Annotated in this window: 15 protein-coding genes and 1 tRNA gene; 5 read left to right on the top strand and 11 right to left on the bottom strand. The window is 59.9% G+C overall.

Features of this window, described 5'->3' with window-relative positions; all coding sequences use genetic code 11:
* Positions 1 to 58 precede the first annotated feature (58 nt).
* Both AABE20_RS07910 and AABE20_RS07905 read right to left on the bottom strand, forming a co-directional pair.
* Positions 59 to 143 (bottom strand) — tRNA-Leu (locus AABE20_RS07910).
* Between the two features lie 43 nt (positions 144 to 186).
* Entirely contained in the window at positions 187 to 1,668 is a 1,482-nt protein-coding gene (locus tag AABE20_RS07905) for an NAD(P)H-hydrate dehydratase (RefSeq protein ID WP_338332562.1), read from the bottom strand.
* 170 nt (positions 1,669 to 1,838) lie between these two features.
* Between AABE20_RS07905 and AABE20_RS07900 the strand changes: the two genes are divergently transcribed.
* The 3 genes from AABE20_RS07900 (at position 1,839) to rlmD (ending at position 5,784) form a co-directional block, all read left to right on the top strand.
* On the top strand, positions 1,839 to 2,294 hold the full coding sequence (locus AABE20_RS07900) for a hypothetical protein (protein ID WP_338332561.1): 456 nt from the start codon (positions 1,839 to 1,841) through the stop codon (positions 2,292 to 2,294).
* Positions 2,295 to 2,464: 170 nt separating this feature from the next.
* Entirely contained in the window at positions 2,465 to 4,468 is a 2,004-nt protein-coding gene (locus AABE20_RS07895; RefSeq protein WP_338332630.1) for a DEAD/DEAH box helicase, read from the top strand.
* Between the two features lie 14 nt (positions 4,469 to 4,482).
* Positions 4,483 to 5,784: a 23S rRNA (uracil(1939)-C(5))-methyltransferase RlmD gene (rlmD, locus tag AABE20_RS07890; protein ID WP_338332560.1), complete on the top strand. Its 1,302-nt coding sequence runs from the start codon at positions 4,483 to 4,485 to the stop codon at positions 5,782 to 5,784.
* Here the strand turns inward: rlmD and AABE20_RS07885 are convergent.
* The 9 genes from AABE20_RS07885 to AABE20_RS07845 all read right to left on the bottom strand — a co-directional run bounded on the left by AABE20_RS07885 (position 5,732) and on the right by AABE20_RS07845 (position 13,886).
* Positions 5,732 to 6,100 (bottom strand): HesB/IscA family protein, encoded by a 369-nt coding sequence (locus tag AABE20_RS07885; RefSeq protein ID WP_338332559.1) that lies wholly within the window; start codon positions 6,098 to 6,100, stop codon positions 5,732 to 5,734. The genes rlmD and AABE20_RS07885 overlap by 53 nt on opposite strands.
* 18 nt (positions 6,101 to 6,118) lie before the next feature.
* Positions 6,119 to 6,619 (bottom strand): SUF system Fe-S cluster assembly protein, encoded by a 501-nt coding sequence (locus AABE20_RS07880; RefSeq protein WP_338332558.1) that lies wholly within the window; start codon positions 6,617 to 6,619, stop codon positions 6,119 to 6,121.
* Entirely contained in the window at positions 6,606 to 7,064 is a 459-nt protein-coding gene (sufU, locus tag AABE20_RS07875; protein WP_338332557.1) for a Fe-S cluster assembly sulfur transfer protein SufU, read from the bottom strand. Before sufU ends, AABE20_RS07880 begins: the two co-directional genes overlap by 14 nt.
* Positions 7,061 to 8,314, bottom strand: coding sequence for an aminotransferase class V-fold PLP-dependent enzyme (locus AABE20_RS07870; protein WP_338332556.1), 1,254 nt, complete (start codon positions 8,312 to 8,314; stop codon positions 7,061 to 7,063). The genes sufU and AABE20_RS07870 overlap by 4 nt, the downstream gene beginning before the upstream one ends.
* The gene (gene sufD, locus AABE20_RS07865; protein WP_408740805.1) at positions 8,311 to 9,570 is read right to left on the bottom strand and encodes a Fe-S cluster assembly protein SufD; all 1,260 of its coding nucleotides are present in this window, start codon (positions 9,568 to 9,570) and stop codon (positions 8,311 to 8,313) included. The genes AABE20_RS07870 and sufD overlap by 4 nt, the downstream gene beginning before the upstream one ends.
* 17 nt (positions 9,571 to 9,587) lie before the next feature.
* Positions 9,588 to 10,358, bottom strand: coding sequence for a Fe-S cluster assembly ATPase SufC (gene sufC / locus AABE20_RS07860; protein ID WP_338332554.1), 771 nt, complete (start codon positions 10,356 to 10,358; stop codon positions 9,588 to 9,590).
* A gap of 13 nt (positions 10,359 to 10,371) precedes the next feature.
* Positions 10,372 to 11,856: a Fe-S cluster assembly protein SufB gene (gene sufB / locus AABE20_RS07855; RefSeq protein WP_338332553.1), complete on the bottom strand. Its 1,485-nt coding sequence runs from the start codon at positions 11,854 to 11,856 to the stop codon at positions 10,372 to 10,374.
* 3 nt (positions 11,857 to 11,859) lie between these two features.
* Positions 11,860 to 12,324, bottom strand: coding sequence for an SUF system Fe-S cluster assembly regulator (locus AABE20_RS07850; RefSeq protein ID WP_338332552.1), 465 nt, complete (start codon positions 12,322 to 12,324; stop codon positions 11,860 to 11,862).
* A 263-nt stretch (positions 12,325 to 12,587) separates the two neighbouring features.
* Positions 12,588 to 13,886, bottom strand: a complete 1,299-nt coding sequence (locus tag AABE20_RS07845; RefSeq protein ID WP_338332551.1) for a DUF445 domain-containing protein — start codon at positions 13,884 to 13,886, stop codon at positions 12,588 to 12,590.
* A gap of 149 nt (positions 13,887 to 14,035) precedes the next feature.
* Here AABE20_RS07845 and AABE20_RS07840 point away from each other — a divergent pair, with 149 nt between their 5' ends.
* Both AABE20_RS07840 and AABE20_RS07835 read left to right on the top strand, forming a co-directional pair.
* Complete coding sequence (locus AABE20_RS07840; RefSeq protein WP_338332550.1) at positions 14,036 to 16,834, top strand: phosphoenolpyruvate carboxylase; 2,799 nt, start codon at positions 14,036 to 14,038, stop codon at positions 16,832 to 16,834.
* 190 nt (positions 16,835 to 17,024) lie between these two features.
* Complete coding sequence (locus AABE20_RS07835; RefSeq protein WP_338332549.1) at positions 17,025 to 17,180, top strand: hypothetical protein; 156 nt, start codon at positions 17,025 to 17,027, stop codon at positions 17,178 to 17,180.
* Positions 17,181 to 17,199 lie beyond the last annotated feature (19 nt).

The raw sequence follows: 17,199 nt of genomic DNA, 5'->3' as shown, positions 1-17,199 counted from the left end.
CCGCTGCAATAACGCCAAAAGGCGGCGGCGGACTGCGGACGGGAGCATGAAAATTTATTGGTACGGGCGGAGGGACTTGAACCCCCACAACTTGCGTCACCAGAACCTAAATCTGGCGTGTCTACCAATTCCACCACGCCCGCGCACACTCAATAACTCGCCGTCGGCAAGATGCGTGGACTTAGCTCAAAGTTCGAGGCTCGGCAAGACACCGAAACGGATTTTGCGCAACGCTTCGGCACCCTGCGCCTGCTCGGCCTTCTGCCGGGCCAGCCCCAGATACCGATCCAGATCCTCCGCCACGGGCCACGGACCGGCCTGCAACCCTGCCTCCCCATGCAGCCAGACACCCGCACAGGCTGCCTGCCATGCGGGCATACCCGCCGCCAGCAGGGCCGCAATCACGCCCGAAAGTGTATCCCCCGACCCGGCCGTACCCAGTGCTGCCGTGGCATGTGTATTAACAGCCAACCGCCCATCTGGCGCTGCAATCAGGGTGGAGGCGCCCTTGAGCACAACCACGGCATTTATTTGCCGCGCAGCCTGACGCACCTGTTCTGGCGGGTTGGCGCCCACAGGCCCGAACACACGCGCAAACTCGCCCGTATGGGGGGTAATGACCGAAACTCCGCGCAATTTGTCCGGCTGTCCGGTGCAGGCGGTCAAGGCTCCGGCATCAGCCAGCACGGTCCGCCCCGAATCCAACAACTTTGGCAGAGCATCCCCCACCTCCGCCTCGCTCAGCCCCGGCCCACAGACCCATACATGCCTGCGCTGGTCCTCCAGCAGTTTTGCCAGCGGGGCATCATCCACAATAAGGCCCGGCTGACCCAGCCTGTATGCGGGTGCTGCCTCTCCGGCCGCCACACGCACAAGCCCTGCCCCCACAGCACGCGCCCCAGACGCGCACAGCCGGGTTGCGCCGGGCATGGACTGCCCCGCACAAATACTGACCACACCACGCGTATATTTGTTGCTCTGGTTACCCAGAACGGGCAGCGCCCATAACCCCGGCGCATTCTGCCATGTGGTAGCGGGCACAGCAGCCAGCATAGAGTCGGGCACGCCAATATCCGCCAGCACCAGACGCCCCAGCAGACCAAGGGCCGGGTACAGAAGGTGACCGGGTTTGAACCGGCAGAACGTTACGGTCATGGCCGCCTGCGGCGCGTAACCACGCACCTGCCCGGTTGCGCCATCCAGCCCCGATGGCATGTCCACCGCCACAATCCGGCGGGCGGCACTGAGTGTTTGCGCGACCAGACCGCCCACATCACGGCTAAGTCCCGCGCCAAATACGGCATCCACCACCAGATCGGCCCGTGCCGCCTCGACCGGCGCAAACGGAACACGCGGCCCCGTATAGGCGGCACTGGCGCGCCCGGCATCTGTATCCGCCTTGGGGGGCACCAGTTCCGCCACGGCAACCGGCCACCCCATAGCCACCAGATGCCGGGCTGTTACGTACCCATCCCCCCCATTATTCCCCGGCCCACACAGCACCAGCACCCGTGCGGGCCGCTCATGGCGGCGGATCGCGCGCGCCACGGCCCGACCAGCATTTTCCATAAGAGTAGCAACAGGCACATGGGCCGCACTCAGCCTGTCCACCTCACCCATTTGCGTGGGTGTATACAGGCTGAGGAATGAGGGATGACCGGGTTGCATGCAAGGCTCCGCGCTAAGAGTGTGAATGACATCAGGCACAATAGCCCCTTGCACCTGCCCCGTCCCCTTGGCAATCAGGCTGGCAGATACGCACCGGGCATGACACTTTGGCCACTACAAGACCTAAGTCAGTGCCCACCCTGCCCCCAACCGTGCCACGCGGAGACACCATGCCACATTCCATTCTCTGGAGCCTCGTTCTTGCCCTCCATCTCATCAGCATCATCATGTGGATCGGTGGTGGCGCGTATGCGGCCGTTGTGCTGCGCCCAAGCCTGAACCTTCTGGACCAGACACAGCGCAACTCCGTTCACCTGCAAACCATGGCCCGTTTTTTCAAAGGGCTGACCCACGCCATCCCCACAGCACTGATTACCGGCTGGCTGCTGGTTCTGCATGAGGGCGGGTTTGCCAACGCTCCCTGGACAACCAACGCCATGCAACTGCTTGGCCTGATCATGGCCGTGCTGTTTGTGCGGATGTACATGGGCACCTACCAGAAGCTCCGCCGCGCCATCCGGCCACAGGCAGCAGGCTTCGACTCGGTGCGCAAACAGGTGCTGGTTATTGTCGCACTGGGAATCCTCGCCGTGCTCTCGGCCTGCCTTGGCCATCCTTTTGTGTGAAGAAAGTAAGTATTCCTGCCAAAAACTTGATTTTAAGCAGAAAGACCTTTATCGGGACTAGCGCCTGAGTGGCTTTGAAATTCCATGGAACATCTGGCAAACGGTCTTTGCCGAACATGAACAAAGCCACCAGTAAGCTGAGCAACGACAGACCTAGTTCCGAGAGCATATTGACAGCCAAAACAACCGCCCGCCCCCGCAAGACGACAACTCGCAGCCGGAAAAAGGCGGCGGTTTCCGCCAGTTCAACCGCATTGGATGCGCAGGACGCCGAGGTGGAAAATACCGCACCCGCAGCCAGTGCCGATGCTCCCGCCGAGGACACCCCGGCCCCAAAAAAGCGTGCGCCCCGCCGCCGCAGCCCCCCCAAAGCCGAATCGGCTGCCGAGCCTGTGGCGGACACAACAACGGACAACACCGTAGCTGAAGAAGACGCCCCCAAGGCCGCGCCCAAAAAGGCACGCACACCAGCCAGACGGCGCACAAAAGCAGCCACGGCGGCCAAAGCTACCCCGGTAACGCAGGCGGAAACCCCGGTTGCCGTGGAACTGGACATTACAGCTCCCCCAGCCCCAGAACCTGCTGCTGCGGCTGAACCTGCCATCCCTCCCGTAGCGGATAGTGTAGAAGAAGAGCCTCAAATCACCTTTGCGGACCTTGAACTCTCCAAACCCATTCTGCAGGCCATTGAGGAAATGGGGTACAAGCACCCCACCCCCATTCAGGCACAGGCTATTCCTGCCGTGCTCATGGCGCGCGATGTGCTGGGTGTTGCCCAGACGGGTACAGGCAAAACCGCATCCTTTACCCTGCCCATGCTCGAAATTCTAAGCGATTCCCGCGCTCGGGCGCGTATGCCACGCTCGCTTATTCTGGAACCCACGCGTGAACTGGCGCTACAGGTCGCAGAAAACTTTGTGCAGTATGGCAAGCACCTCAAGCTCAACCACGCTCTGCTGATTGGTGGGGAGAGCATGGCCGACCAGAAGGAAGTGCTGAACCGCGGCGTGGATGTGCTGATTGCAACACCCGGCCGGTTGCTCGACCTGTTTGAACGTGGCGGCCTGCTGCTGAACCACACCAAAATTCTGGTCATTGATGAAGCAGACCGGATGCTGGATATGGGCTTCATTCCTGACATTGAAAAAATTGTCAGCCTGCTCCCTCCCACGCGGCAGACCCTGTTCTTCTCGGCCACCATGGCCCCGCCCATTCGCAAACTGGCCGATGCATTCCTGCATTCCCCCAAGGAAATTACGGTTACGCGTCAGTCCTCTGTCGCGTCGACCATTACAACCGGGCTGGTTATTGTGGATGAGTTCAGCAAGCGCGAAACACTGCGCCTGCTGCTTAAAGATCCCAAACTCCAGAATGCCATTGTCTTTTGCAACCGCAAGCGCGACGTGGATGTTCTGAACAAGTCCCTGACCAAGCATGGTTTTTCCGTTGGCGCACTGCACGGAGACCTGCCGCAGTCCGTTCGTTTTTCCACGCTGGAAAAATTCAAGAATGGCGAACTCAAGGTGCTGGTCTGCTCGGACGTGGCAGCCCGCGGTATTGATATTGGCGGCCTGTCGCATGTGTTCAACTTTGACCTGCCATTCCATGCGGAGGACTACGTCCACCGTATTGGCCGTACGGGCCGCGCCGGGCGCGAAGGCCATGCCTTCAGCATCGCCACCCCGTATGACAAAACACTGGCCGAAGCGATTGAGCAACTGACTGGCAAACCCATTCCGCGCCTGTCCATTGATGGTGTGCAGCAACTGGAATGGTCGGAAGAAAAACGCCCACGTGGGGGCAGTCAGGCCCGTGGCGGACAAAACCGCAAGGACAAGCCCGCCCCGCAGCGCGAACGTGAGCCCGCCCGCACCCGCGAACCCGCCCGTGAACGCGAAGCCACCCGTGAGCGTGAACCGGCCCGCGAGCGCGAGCAGCAGCGTCCTGTTGCCGCTGCCCAGCCTGTGCCCAAGGCCATGCCCCATAAAGGTGGGCGCAACCAGCGTGATGAAATTCCGCCCGCACCCGCTGGCGAATTTGCAGGCTTTGGCGATCAGACACCCGCCTTCATGCTTCTGCCACGCCGCAACTCTTCACGCCCGGCCACACCGGGAACGCTTGAAAATACAGAAACAGCGCAGGACGCAGCCCACATCTCCGATGTGGCATCCTAACCTAAGGAAAATTTGTGTCTGACATACAGGAAGTCACCATCTCCCATCTTGCAACTCAGGGAGATGGTGCGGCGCGCCTGCCTGACGGGCGCACCGTGTTTGTTGCAGACACACTCCCCGGTGAGCAGGTTAACATCCGCCTGCAACCCAATGGGCGTGGCCAGCTTGTTGATATTCTGGCCCCCTCTCCCCACAGAACACCCCCGCCATGCCCGTTATTTGACCGCTGTGGCGGCTGCACTTTGCAGTATATGGACCTGCCCGCCCTGCTGGCATGGAAAACAGGTCTGGTAAGCCACGCGCTGGAAAAAGCCGGGTTTGACGTACCAGCCGATGTCACCAGTTTTCAGGTGCCCCCAAACAGCCGCCGCCGGGCCGATCTGGCTGTACGCCGGACAGAGCAGGGCATCATTATTGGCCTGCACGCCAAGGGCAGCCATGACGTAACAGACATGACCAGTTGCGCGGTGCTGCACCCGACAATTGTAGCCAGCCTGCCTGCATTGCGGGCTACATTGCGCAGCCTGAATGCCGTGCACAAGGCCGCTGATCTGCACATGAACCTTTTGGATTCGGGGCTGGATATTCTGCTCAGCACCGATTCCCCCCTCATTGCCACAGACCGGCAACGCCTGACTGCTTTGGCAGAAGAGCTGGATATTCCGCGCATAAGCTGGCAGCGCCTAAAAACGACCGGGCCGTCCGAAACAGCCGTGCAGCGTGCCCCTGTTTATCAGACCATTGCGGGGCACCAGCTTACTCCCCCACCCGGCGCATTTTTGCAGGCAACGGCCCAGAGCGAATCCGCAATTCAACAGGCTGTGCTGGACGCCCTTCCCCCACGCCTTGGCAAACGGGCCAGCCTGATTGAATTGTACGCAGGGTGTGGCACGCTCAGCCTGCCATTGGGCGAACGCTGCCAGGTGCAGGCTTATGAAGGGTATGAACCCGCTCTGGCCGCCCTTAAAAGTGTTGGCAAACCCCGCATTACCCCCATCTGCCGCGACCTGAACCGCCAGCCCGTTATGGGCAAGGACCTTGGCAAAGCGGATGCGGTTGTGCTGGACCCACCCCATGCGGGGGCAAAGCTGCAAATGCGCCAGATTGCGCTGGGCAAACCGGATTATGTTATTTACGTCAGTTGTAACCCGGCGGCCCTGAGTAACGATACCAGCCTGCTGGCAGCGGCGGGTTACAAGCTGGAGACGGTCTCGGTCATTGACCAGTTTTTGTGGTCACCTGAAACCGAGGCCGTATGCCGCTTCAAACGTGAAAGCTCTCGCCGCAGCCGCAACGCCCTTTCTCATTGGGGTTGATGAACACAAACCCCTCTTCCAGATCGGTTTCCCGGTAATCCATTTCCGTGCCGATCAGGAAGAGCGTGGCCTTGCGGTCCACCAGCAGGGTCAGGTCATGGTCTTTCACAACCTCGTCCCCCTCCCCACTCTGCGCCACAAATTCCATATCATAGGCTTTGCCTGAGCAGCCTTTGGTAGAAACGGAAATACGCAGCAGTTCACCCGCATGCGCCGTAGCGTACAGGTGCCGCAGGCGGTTTGCCGCAGCATCCGTCAGCCGCATAAGAGGGGGCAATTCCCTTTTGGTCGATGAAATGGTCGCAGTTTGTGACATATCACTCCATCCTTTCCGTCAGAACATATTCAGGGCAAGCCGGGCCTCGTCGCTCATGCGCGACATATCCCATGGTGGATCCCACACAACGTCCACTTCGGCTGATTGCACACCGGGAACTTTTTCTACCGCGTCCTTGACCTGAATAGGCAGTTCCTGCGCACTGGGGCAGTTAGGGGCGGTCAGGGTCATTTCAATCCGCACGCGCCCGTCATCATACAGGTCAATGGCGTAAATCAGCCCCAGTTCGTAAATATTGACCGGGATTTCCGGGTCATGCACGGTTGCTATGGCCTCTATGACCGCATCCTCAGATGCGGGACCTGCAACCTTGCCCGCCACTTCTGGCGTGGCGTTCTGGACGGTATCATCACCATCGGGGGTCCAGCCTTCCACCTTGGCGGTAGCACTTTCGTCCTGAGTGTGCTCCGCGTGCAGAACGGCCTCAACCGGCGTATCACCCCGCGGCGGAGTGACTGCGTGTGTTTGCGCCTGAACGCCTTCTTCAACCATCGACATGAGAAAAAGCCTCCTTCAGCGCAATCCAAGGCAGTTCTGCGCAGCGTATTCGTGCTTTATGGGACCGTAACGGAGCAAAAACCTCCAGCGTGCCCAACGGGGCAGACTGGTCGTCCGCCGCCACGGGCGGGGAGGATTCTACCAGCATTGCCCTGAACCGATCGGAAAGTTCCAGCGCCTGTGCAACGCTCCCACCCCGTATATGTTCAGCCATAAGGTCCGCAGCAGCGGCACATATGGCGCACCCACGGGTCTGGTGCTTTATATCTTGGATATGGTGCCCGTTCAGCACAATATCCAGATGTGTTTTGTCCCCACACAGTGGGTTGCGGCCATCGCCGCGCGCATCTGCTTCCACCAATCGACCGGCGTAAAGTGGCGTACGGGCACGCTCCACAATCAGCCTGTCATACAAGGCGTCACGCTCTGCGGTGGCGGTGCTCACACAAAAAAGTCCCGTATCCGCACCAGCGTATCGGCCAGCACGTCAATTTCTTCCTTCTGGGTGTAAATACCAAAACTGGCGCGGGCAGTTGCACTCAGGCCAAGGCGGCGCATAAGCGGTTCGGCACAATGGTGCCCCGCACGTATGGCAATGCCGTTGCGGTCAAGCAGTGTTGCAATATCATGCGGGTGCACATCAGCCATGGTAAAGGACACCACGCCGCCACGCACACGCGGACGCCCAACAATGCTCAGGCCGGGCACCGTGGCAAGGCGTTGCAACGCATGGGCGGTCAGATCCGCCTCGTGCGCTGCTATGGCGTCAAACCCGATCTTGCTCACCCACTCAATGGCGGCACCCAGACCAATGGTTTCCACAATAGCAGGTGTTCCTGCCTCAAACTTGTGGGGAATGTTGGCCCATGTGGAGTGTTCAAACGTTACGGTGGAGATCATATCCCCCCCACCAAGGAAGGGAGGCATCTGCTCCAGCAGGTCCCGGCGGCCCCACAGCACACCAATGCCCGTTGGGCCGTACAGTTTGTGGCCGGTAAAGGTGTAAAAATCCGCCCCCAGCGCCTGCACGTCCGTTTTGTGGTGCACAACGGACTGGCTGCCATCAAACAGCACCAGCGCCCCGGCGGCATGCGCCATTTCCGCAATCTGTTGTGCCGGAGTGATGGTGCCCAGCACGTTGGACATATGCGTGATGGCCACAAGAGCAACCTTGCCGTCGGCCAGCAGGGCCTTGTAGGCATCCATGTCCAGATCACCGTCATCGGTAATGGGCGCCACGCGCAGGTCAATGCCTGCCCGGTCGCGGAGCATCTGCCACGGCACAAGGTTGGCATGATGTTCCATTTGCGAGATCAGGACCGCCTGACCGGGTTTAAGCAACGCGCCAAAGGAATGGGCCACCAGATTGATGGCCTCCGTGCTGTTGCGGGTGAACACGATTTCCTCGCGCGCGGGCGCGTTAAGGAAATCGGCCACCAGATCACGCACAGCCTCATATGCTTCGGTTGTGCGCTCGCTCATCCAGTGCAGGCCACGGTGAATATTGGCGTACTGGTGCCGCATGGTGTTGGCCATGCTATCGATCACGGCATTGGGCTTCTGGGCCGAAGCCGCACTATCCAGAAAAACCAGCGGGCGGTCATGCACCTTTTCCCCCAGAATAGGGAACTGCTGGCGAATGGCCTGTATATCCAGTTGAGGTCCTGCGTGGGTTGTTGGAGTGTGCGTGTTCATGACGGCTCTCCCCGCCCTGCAAACCGGGCTGCCAGAACAGAACGGCAGAGGGTCTGGGCCGTTGCGTCCACCACAAGGGCCACGGCTTCGTCCAAAAAGGCGTCGATCAGAATCTGGCGGGCCTCGTGCTCGGGTATGCCACGGCTCCGCAGATAAAAAAGCTGATCGTCATCCAGTGCGCCAACGGTTGCGCCGTGGCTGCACCGGACATCATCGGCATAAATTTCAAGCTCCGGCTTGGCGTCTATCTCCGCATCGGGGGAGAGCAGCAGGGCCTGATTCATCTGGTAGCCGTCTGTTTTCTGGGCAATCCGCTCGACCAGCACCTTCCCTTGGAAAACACCCCGCGCATGACCGTCCAGCACATTACGCACCGTCTGGCGCGATGTGCAGTCCGATGCGGCATGGGTGATGACGCTGGTAATATCCCCCACCTGCTGCCCGGCCAGACGCTGCGCGCCATTCACATGGACAACGCCACGGGGGGCCGCCAGATGGGCATGCACCTCGTGCCGGACAAGCTGACCGCCAAGCCCGAGCACAAAGCTGTCATAGACGCTCTGGTGGCCAACATGGGCATACAGGGTGCCAAGGCTGATGGCCTGATCCCCCTCCGTCTGCAACGTGACATGCTCAAGCGTTGCACCGTCTTCCACCCGAATATCCGTGACCGGGTTATGGAAATACACCCCCTGCCCGGCCTGCACGCAGATCAACCGCAGATGGGCGTCTTTTTCCACAACAACCGTATGCCTTGGATGGAAGGAAAGTGGTTCCGCCCCCCCAACCCCAAGGGAAATGAGCATAACATGCCCCGCATCCGCCCCCGCAGGCACACGCAGGACCAGACCATCCTCCGCCAGTGCGGTGTTCAGGGCTACAAGCGGGTCCCGGTCGGGGGCTGCCTGCAAACCAAACGCGGGATCCTGCGCAAAAAAGGACAGGTCCACATCATCAGGCAAAGCACTGAAAGCCGGTGCGTGGCGACCATTAACAAATACCACGCGCGGCAGGGCCGCCATGGCTGGGTGGGCCTGCAAAACGCCATCGAGCAATGCACGGACCGTGCTGGCATCCACCTGTTCGGGCGGGGCCGCATAATCCTGCTTGCCCAAAGCGCGCAGGGCTGTGTACCGCCATGCTTCCACCTTGCGGTCTGGCAGGCCAGTTCTGGCCAGAGCCCCGGCAGCAGACTGCCGCTCGGCCCCGGTAAGGGTGTTCAGCCTGTTTGCAAACAGCGCTAACGGGCCGGACATATCTTTGCTGAGTGCGTTCACGCCACCTCCGCCAGAAACTTGGTGTAGCCTTCCTGATCAATCTGGCGTGCAAGCTCTGGCCCGCCAGACAGAATGATCCGCCCCCGCGCCATAACGTGAATACGGTCTGGCACCAGATAATCCAGCAGCTTTTGGTGGTGCGTGATCACCAGAGCCGAGAATGTGGGGGCACGCAGGCGGTTAACACCTTCGGCCACAATGCGCAGGGCATCCACATCCAGCCCGCTATCTGTTTCGTCCAGAATGGCAAAGGTCGGCTGGAGCAGGGTCATCTGCAACACTTCGTTGCGTTTTTTCTCCCCACCCGAAAAGCCCACATTCACATTCCGCTTGAGCATATCCGGCGCCATGGAAAGGGCTTTAGCGGCCTCACGCGCCATTTTAAGGAAGGCAACAGCGTCCAGTTCCTCCAGCCCGCGCGCACGCCGTACGGCGTTAACGGCCGTCCGCAAGAAGTTGGCGTTGTTCACGCCCGGCAGTTCGATAGGGGACTGAAAAGCCAGAAACAGCCCAGCGGCTGCCCGCTCCTCCGGCTCCATGGCCAGCAGGTCCTGCCCGTGGAAGGTGGCCGTGCCTGCTGTGACCTCGTAATCCTCCCGTCCGGCCAGAACGTAGGAGAGCGTTGATTTACCGGAGCCGTTAGGCCCCATGATCACATGCACCTCACCCGGCGGAATGCTCAGGTCCACACCACGCAGAATCTGCTTTTCCTGTCCGTCGGCGTCAATTTGCGCGCACAGGCCGGAAATTTCCAAAAACTGGCTCATACTCTGCTCTCCTTTAACCCACGCTGCCTTCAAGGCTGATCTGCAACAGTTTTTGCGCTTCCACAGCAAACTCCATGGGGAGTTCCTTCAGAACATCGCGGCAAAACCCGTTTACGATCAGGCCGACGGCGTCTTCCTCGGACAGGCCACGCTGGCGGCAGTAAAACAGTTGGTCTTCTGAAATTTTGGATGTTGTTGCTTCGTGCTCAATGCGCGCATTCATGTTGCGGCTCTCAATATAAGGCACGGTGTGCGCCCCGCACTGGTCGCCAATCAGCAGGCTGTCGCACTGGGTAAAGTTGCGTGCGCCAGACGCCTTTGGCTGCACCCGCACCAGACCACGATAGGTGCTGTCCGAGCGACCCGCACTAATGGTTTTGGCAATAATGGTGGAGCGCGTGTTGCGGCCAAGATGGATCATTTTGGTGCCGGTATCGGCCTGCTGGCGGTTGTTGGTAACGGCTACGGAATAGAACTCGCCCACCGAGCCTTCGCCTTGCAAGATGCAGGACGGGTACTTCCACGTAATGGCGGACCCCGTTTCCACCTGCGTCCACGATATTTTGGAGCGCGCACCACGGCATGCGCCACGCTTGGTCACAAAGTTGTAAATACCGCCACGCCCGTTCTCATCCCCCGGATACCAGTTCTGCACCGTGGAGTATTTGATGGAGGCATCGTCCATGGCCACAAGTTCGACCACGGCGGCGTGGAGCTGGTTCTCATCCCGCATGGGGGCCGTGCAGCCCTCAAGGTAGGAAACGGACGCGCCTTCTTCCACCACAATCAGGGTACGCTCGAACTGCCCGGTGTTTTTGGCATTGATCCGGAAGTAGGTGGACAGCTCCATGGGGCACCGCACCCCCTTGGGCACGTACACAAACGAACCATCCGTAAACACGGCGGAATTCAGAGCGGAAAAAAAGTTGTCCCCCGCAGGCACAACCGTGCCCAGATACTTGCGCACCAGATCGGGGTGTTCCTTCACCGCCTCGGAAATCGGGCAGAAAATAACCCCGGCTTCCTCCAGCGTCTTGCGGAAGGTGGTGGCAACGGACACGCTGTCAAACACCGCGTCCACGGCCACAGGCATGCGCTCGCCTTCTGGCGCTTCCACCCCGGCCAGCATGGCCTGTTCATGCAGGGGAATGCCCAGTTTTTCGTACGTGCGCAGCAGTTCGGGGTCCACCTCATCCAAGGATTTGGGGCCGGGCTTTTTGCGTGGCGCTGCGTAGTAATGCGCGTCCTGATAATCGATGGGAGGATAACCGACCTTGGCCCATTTGGGCTCCGTCATGGCCAGCCATGTTTTATAGGCGGCCAGACGCCATTCCAGCATCCATTCAGGCTCTTCCTTACGGCTGGAAATCAGACGGATAATGTCTTCATTCAGCCCCTTGGGGGCCATATCCATCTCAATATCGGTCTCAAAGCCCCATTTGTACGTGGACTGACCCAGCTTTTCGACGGCTTCGCGCGTTTGTGTGACTGCTGGCATTGTTCAGGCCCCTTCCCGTACTGTGTGGGTCGCGTTGAGCTTGTTGATCTGGGAGAGAACCGTGGAACATGCCTCCTTAGGGCGCATGCTCTCCAGCGAAATTCCCTCAAGTGTTGAGCGTATTGCCGTATTGATAACGTCCCAGCTACCGCACAGACCGCAGGACAGCCCGGTATCACACTCACGTCCGCCCACGCAGGCGGTCAGGGCGATCTGACCATCAACTGCGGCAATAACGCTGGCAACAGACATATCCGCCAAGGACCGGGCCAGACGATAACCACCCTTTGCGCCACGCTGGGACAACACAAAACCATGCGAGGATAAAACCTTGAGCACCTTGGCAACCGTTGGTTCGGGCACACCGGTAACGGCGGCAAGGGCTGGGGATGTTACCACGCCGTCCTGTTCTCCCAGTTTAACAAGTATGACGATCGCATAGTCCGCCAGACGGGAAAGTTTCAGCATAATCCGGCTTTCACCTAATTAAAGACCTGAATGGTCCTGTTTCGGATACATGGCGACTAGCGTTGCCAACGTCAACCCAAAACCTCCTGTTACAGGCAGCCTCCTCCGGCCTTTCCACGCATATGTGATCTGCGGTGCCCAGCAAGGCTGCCTTTAAGCCAAGCTTACGCCCATCCCTGCGGCACAAGCCTTTCCATATCCGCTCAAGTGCCATGCGACCAACTTTTGCCTCCCCCGAAGGCAGTTGGCACAAAAAAGAAAATTTACTGGGCGTTAATCCCAAACGTCAGCCTGAGCGCCGCAAACAGCAAAGCCCCCACGGCAAACCCGACCAATGTGCCATTAAACCGAATGAACTGCAGGTCCTTGCCCACACGCAGTTCCAGTTTTTCCGCAATTTCCACCGCGTTCCAGCCAGACACCACGCGGGCAATAAATTCGGCCATCTGGTCACGCACAAACGGCAGAGCTTTGCCAATTGTACCGTCCACTCGCTCTACTATACGCTGGCGCAACACATCATCGTTGCGCAACTGCCCCGCCATTCGGCCCAATGCATCGCGCAGCAGGCAGGCCGTGCGGCCCTGCGGGTCTTCCACATCGGTTTCCACCATACGCCGAAAACGCAGCCAGATATCGCCCCACCACCCCACAACACTTTCGTGCGAGAGCACGGACGTGACCGCCTGCGTAAACTCCCGCCCGCGTTCGGGGTCGGTTTCTATCCGGTCAATCTGGAGTCTGACCCAGCTTGTAAAGCCCTCACGCAGGCTGGAATTTTCCGGGTCGATTCGGTCCAGTTCCTGCGCTGCGGCTGTCAGCACCTTGGTGGCAATGGAACCGCCAATGGCCCAACCCAGAATACGCCCCCCCTGCTCCCGCACGCGCTCCTCAATCATGTCGCGCAGGGCACTTTCCTTGGCCTTCAGCCCGTCCTTGAGCTGGCTCAGAAAGTAGGACAGCACCTCCTGATGCCGATCATCATCGACCAGACTACGCAACGCCTTGGCAATAACGGGAGAAAGATCGCTCCCCCCCAGCAGGCCGGGCATAATCCGGCCTATGGCGTTGCTGGCCCTGCCATCCTCCAGCCGGTCCAGCAGTTGCGGCATGGACCGGGCCATGGCCCCCACTGCCGCATCCTGCGTTGCGGGGTCTTCCAGCAGATTGGCAATAAAACCGGGCACATCCACCTTGGCCAGAACGCGCTCCACCTCCTTGGCCGTAAACACCTGACTGGCCACAAACCGGCCAAGGGCGCGGGCAAGCCGGTCCTTTTGCGCAGGCAGAATAGCGGTGTGCGGAATGGGCAACCCCAACGGGTGGCGGAACAGGGCCACAACCGCAAACCAGTCAGCCACCCCGCCCACAACGCCAGCCCGCGCGCCCGCGCGGAACATTTCCAGAAAAAATCCATCCTCAACCCAGCCCGCAGCAGGGGCGGCGTAACCCACAACGGTCAGCCCCCCCATCAGCACCAGTAGCCCGGTGGCTGCATTCTGGTATCGCCGGAGTGTCTGCCGGGCGGCAATGTCCGCTTCCGTGTCGGTATGCGCTGTCATGCAATCATGAATAGCACTCCACCCCCGCCACCCCAAGTGTGCGTGAGGCGGTTGCGCACATAAAGCAGACATGGAAAGCTGACGAATAAATTGTTGCCCGACCGTTTTGTTTCTTTTCCGATTCAATCCGCAAGGATATAGAGCGCGCCATGAACACGGACTTTTCTTCCCTTCCCCCTCGCATCGGGAGCGTGCTCGCCTCCATTGCCAACACGTCCTCCACCGGCACTCCGGCGGAAGGCACCAACCCCGTTATGGGCACGGCCCTGCGCCTGAGTGATGCGCTGGAAAGCGGAACCATCACGTTTGAGGATGTGACCCAACTGGTACGCACCCTGCGTGATCAGGCTTTTTTAAGCCGCTCGCGCCGCCTGCACCGCTACGTGGGCGGCGCAGCGCAGGACACAGCGCAGGACAAACTGCGCCATGTTGCCGAGCAGCTGAGCACAACCCTGCCGTCTCCTACATTTGCGGCCTATAGCCAGCTTGTTTCCTCCATTCGTTTTGCCGCCGTGTTTACGGCCCACCCGACCTTTGCCCTGAGCAACCCGGTGTACGAAGCACTGGCCCACAGCGCCTCGCTCGATATTCCGCCTGAGACAGCACCCTATTTTGCCTCGCACCGCCGCAGTGTTCACCCAACGCTGGAAGAAGAGTTCACACTGGCAGCGCAGGCCATTGCCCGCGCGCGCGACGCCATAGACCAGTTGAACGGGGCCCTGCTTGCCACCGCAAAAAACACGTGGCCCGATGAGTGGAACACGCTCTCCCCCCGCTCCGTTATTGCAACAAGCTGGGTCGGTTACGATACGGACGGCCGGACCGACATTGGCTGGTGGGACACGCTGCGCCTGCGCCTGCGCATGAAGCTGTTCCAGCTCATGCGGCTGGAATGCCAGATTGCCCATGAGGGCGTTCTGGCCCCCGAGCTAAGCGAAAAACTGCAAAACGCCATAGACTGCGTTAAAGCCCAGATTACCGCCGTACCTCATGGAGCCACGGACGGGCAGGCCGTAGCCCGCTTTGCCGAACTGCTGGTTAATGGCCGCACCACAGCGCTCACAGCCGCCTCCGACCTGAACGCCCTGTTACAGGCCGCCATAGAGGCCGCCCCGCCATCCGCCCAACTGCCACTTGCTGTGGCGCGGGCGGGGTTTATGGCCCACGGCCTTGGGCTGGCTCATACGCATGTGCGGCTTAACGCCAGCCAGATTCACAACTTTGTACGCCAGAAGCTGAACCTGCTGGACGACCCGACCAACCCAGCCCAGCGCCGCGCCCTGCTCAACCGCGTAAACGACGCGCTGGAGAGCGTAACCCCCGTGCCAGTGGACTTTGGCGCACTGCTCAGCGACCCCTCATCCGCCGGACGGCTGATGATGACAATTGCCCAGATTGTCAAATACGTGGATTCCGACACCCCCGTCCGCTTCCTGATTGCAGAGACCGAAACAGGGTACACCCTGCTGACAGCACTGTGGATTGCGACCTATTTTGGCGTTGCCGACCGCATTGAAATTTCGCCACTGTTTGAAACAGAAGATGCGCTGGTCAACGGTGAACATATTGTGGAGGAAGCACTCCGCTCCCCCACATGGCGCGCTTACGTGCGGCGTATCGGGCGGATATGCTTCCAGTTCGGGTATTCGGACTCGGGGCGTTATATTGGCCAGCTTGCGGCCTCCTACCAGATCGAACGCCTGCGCCTGCATATTCATGACCTGCTGGTACGCTGGGACCTGAGCGATGTTGAAGTCGTGTTCTTTGATACACACGGCGAGAGCATAGGCCGTGGGGCGCATCCGTTCCGCATGGCGGACCGGCTGGACTACCTCTCCCCCGCCCATGTACGGAAGCGGTTTGAAAACTCCAACATCCATTGCCGTGAGGAAACCGCTTTTCAGGGGGGAGATGGCTACCTGCTCTTTGGCAGCCCAGAACTGGCCACCGCCACCATGGCCACCATTGCGGAAAACCTGTTCCTGAGCGACCAGCAGAAAAGCGACCCGATTTACGACCACCCGGATTTTTCAGCCGACTTTTTCTCCAGCGTGATCGACAACATGAAAGGGCTTGTAGCCGACCCCGGTTACGCAGCCCTGCTTGGGGCTTTTGGCCCATCGCTGATTGACCGCACAGGCTCCCGCCCACCTGCGCGCCAGAGTGCGGAGGCCGCAACGCGGAGCCGGATCACGCATCCCAGCCAGTTGCGGGCCATACCCAACAACGCCATTCTCCAGCAGCTTGGCTGGTGCGCCAACACCCTGCAAGGTCTGGGGGCCGCCGCCCAGCGCCACCCGGAAACGTTTGAAACACTCAACACTTCCAGCCCACGCTTCCACCGTGCGCTCGACTTTGCGCGCCATGCCCTTGCCTGTTCGGACGACAAAGTTCTCAAAAGTGTTGTGTGTATGCTGGACCCCGGCTTTTGGCTGGACCGGGCAACGGAGGAAACTTCCCCCCAGCGGCAAAAGGCGTTTTTGGCCCTTATGAGCGGGCTGGAAGGGCTTAACCTGTCAGCGGAACTGCATACCATGTTCCGCCGCATTCAGGCCGACCACCTTGCCCTGCGCGAAGCATGGCAGCATGCCCCCCGCACAGAGCCGCGCATTCGCCTGCTGCATGCCATACGGATCATGCTGATCGAACGCATTTGGCTGCTGGCATGCCGTATTCCGTTCTTCATGCCCCGTGGTGGCTTCAACCACGAGATGATGATGCAGCATATTCTGTGTCTGGATATTCCCACCGTTCTGAAGGAGATGAAGTTCATCTTCCCCACAGGTACGGGGCCATCCGATCTGGATTTCCACGAACCCCGTGGCCCGCGTGAAGAAGGGATTTATGTGCGCGAACACCGCGACATCTTTGCCCCCATGGGCCAGATGTTCGAACTCCTGCGCGAAATCAGCGTGGCACTGATGCACGATATTGGTGAGTTCGGTTAACACCCCAACCAAAGGCGGCAAACACCTCCCTGTTTGCCGCCAGACCTGACGCAAACCAAGGCTTCGCCCCCCGCCATCGTCTACTTGGGCGGGTCTATCAGTCAGAGCATACTGTCAAAAAGGGGCGCGGGGACTGACGCTGCCCCTTCCCTTTCACCAGCCTGACCGCACATCCCTCTTAAAATCCAATGTGCCATGCCAGCCTCATCTGGCTCTGGCTCTGGCTCTGGCTCTGGCTCTGGCTCTGGCTCTGGCTCTGGCTCTGGCTCTGGCTCTGGCTCTGCACACCCCAATCCAGTGCATTCCACAACAAAAAAGCCGCCTCCCCGAAAGGAAGCGGCCTTGATGTGTTTTTCAACCCGAAG

The organism is Acetobacter zythi (assembly GCF_963921165.1).
In the GTDB taxonomy this organism is placed as follows: Bacteria; Pseudomonadota; Alphaproteobacteria; order Acetobacterales; family Acetobacteraceae; genus Acetobacter.
Note: the sequence above shows the minus strand (reverse complement) of the source record. Positions and strands in the feature narration are given on the sequence as shown.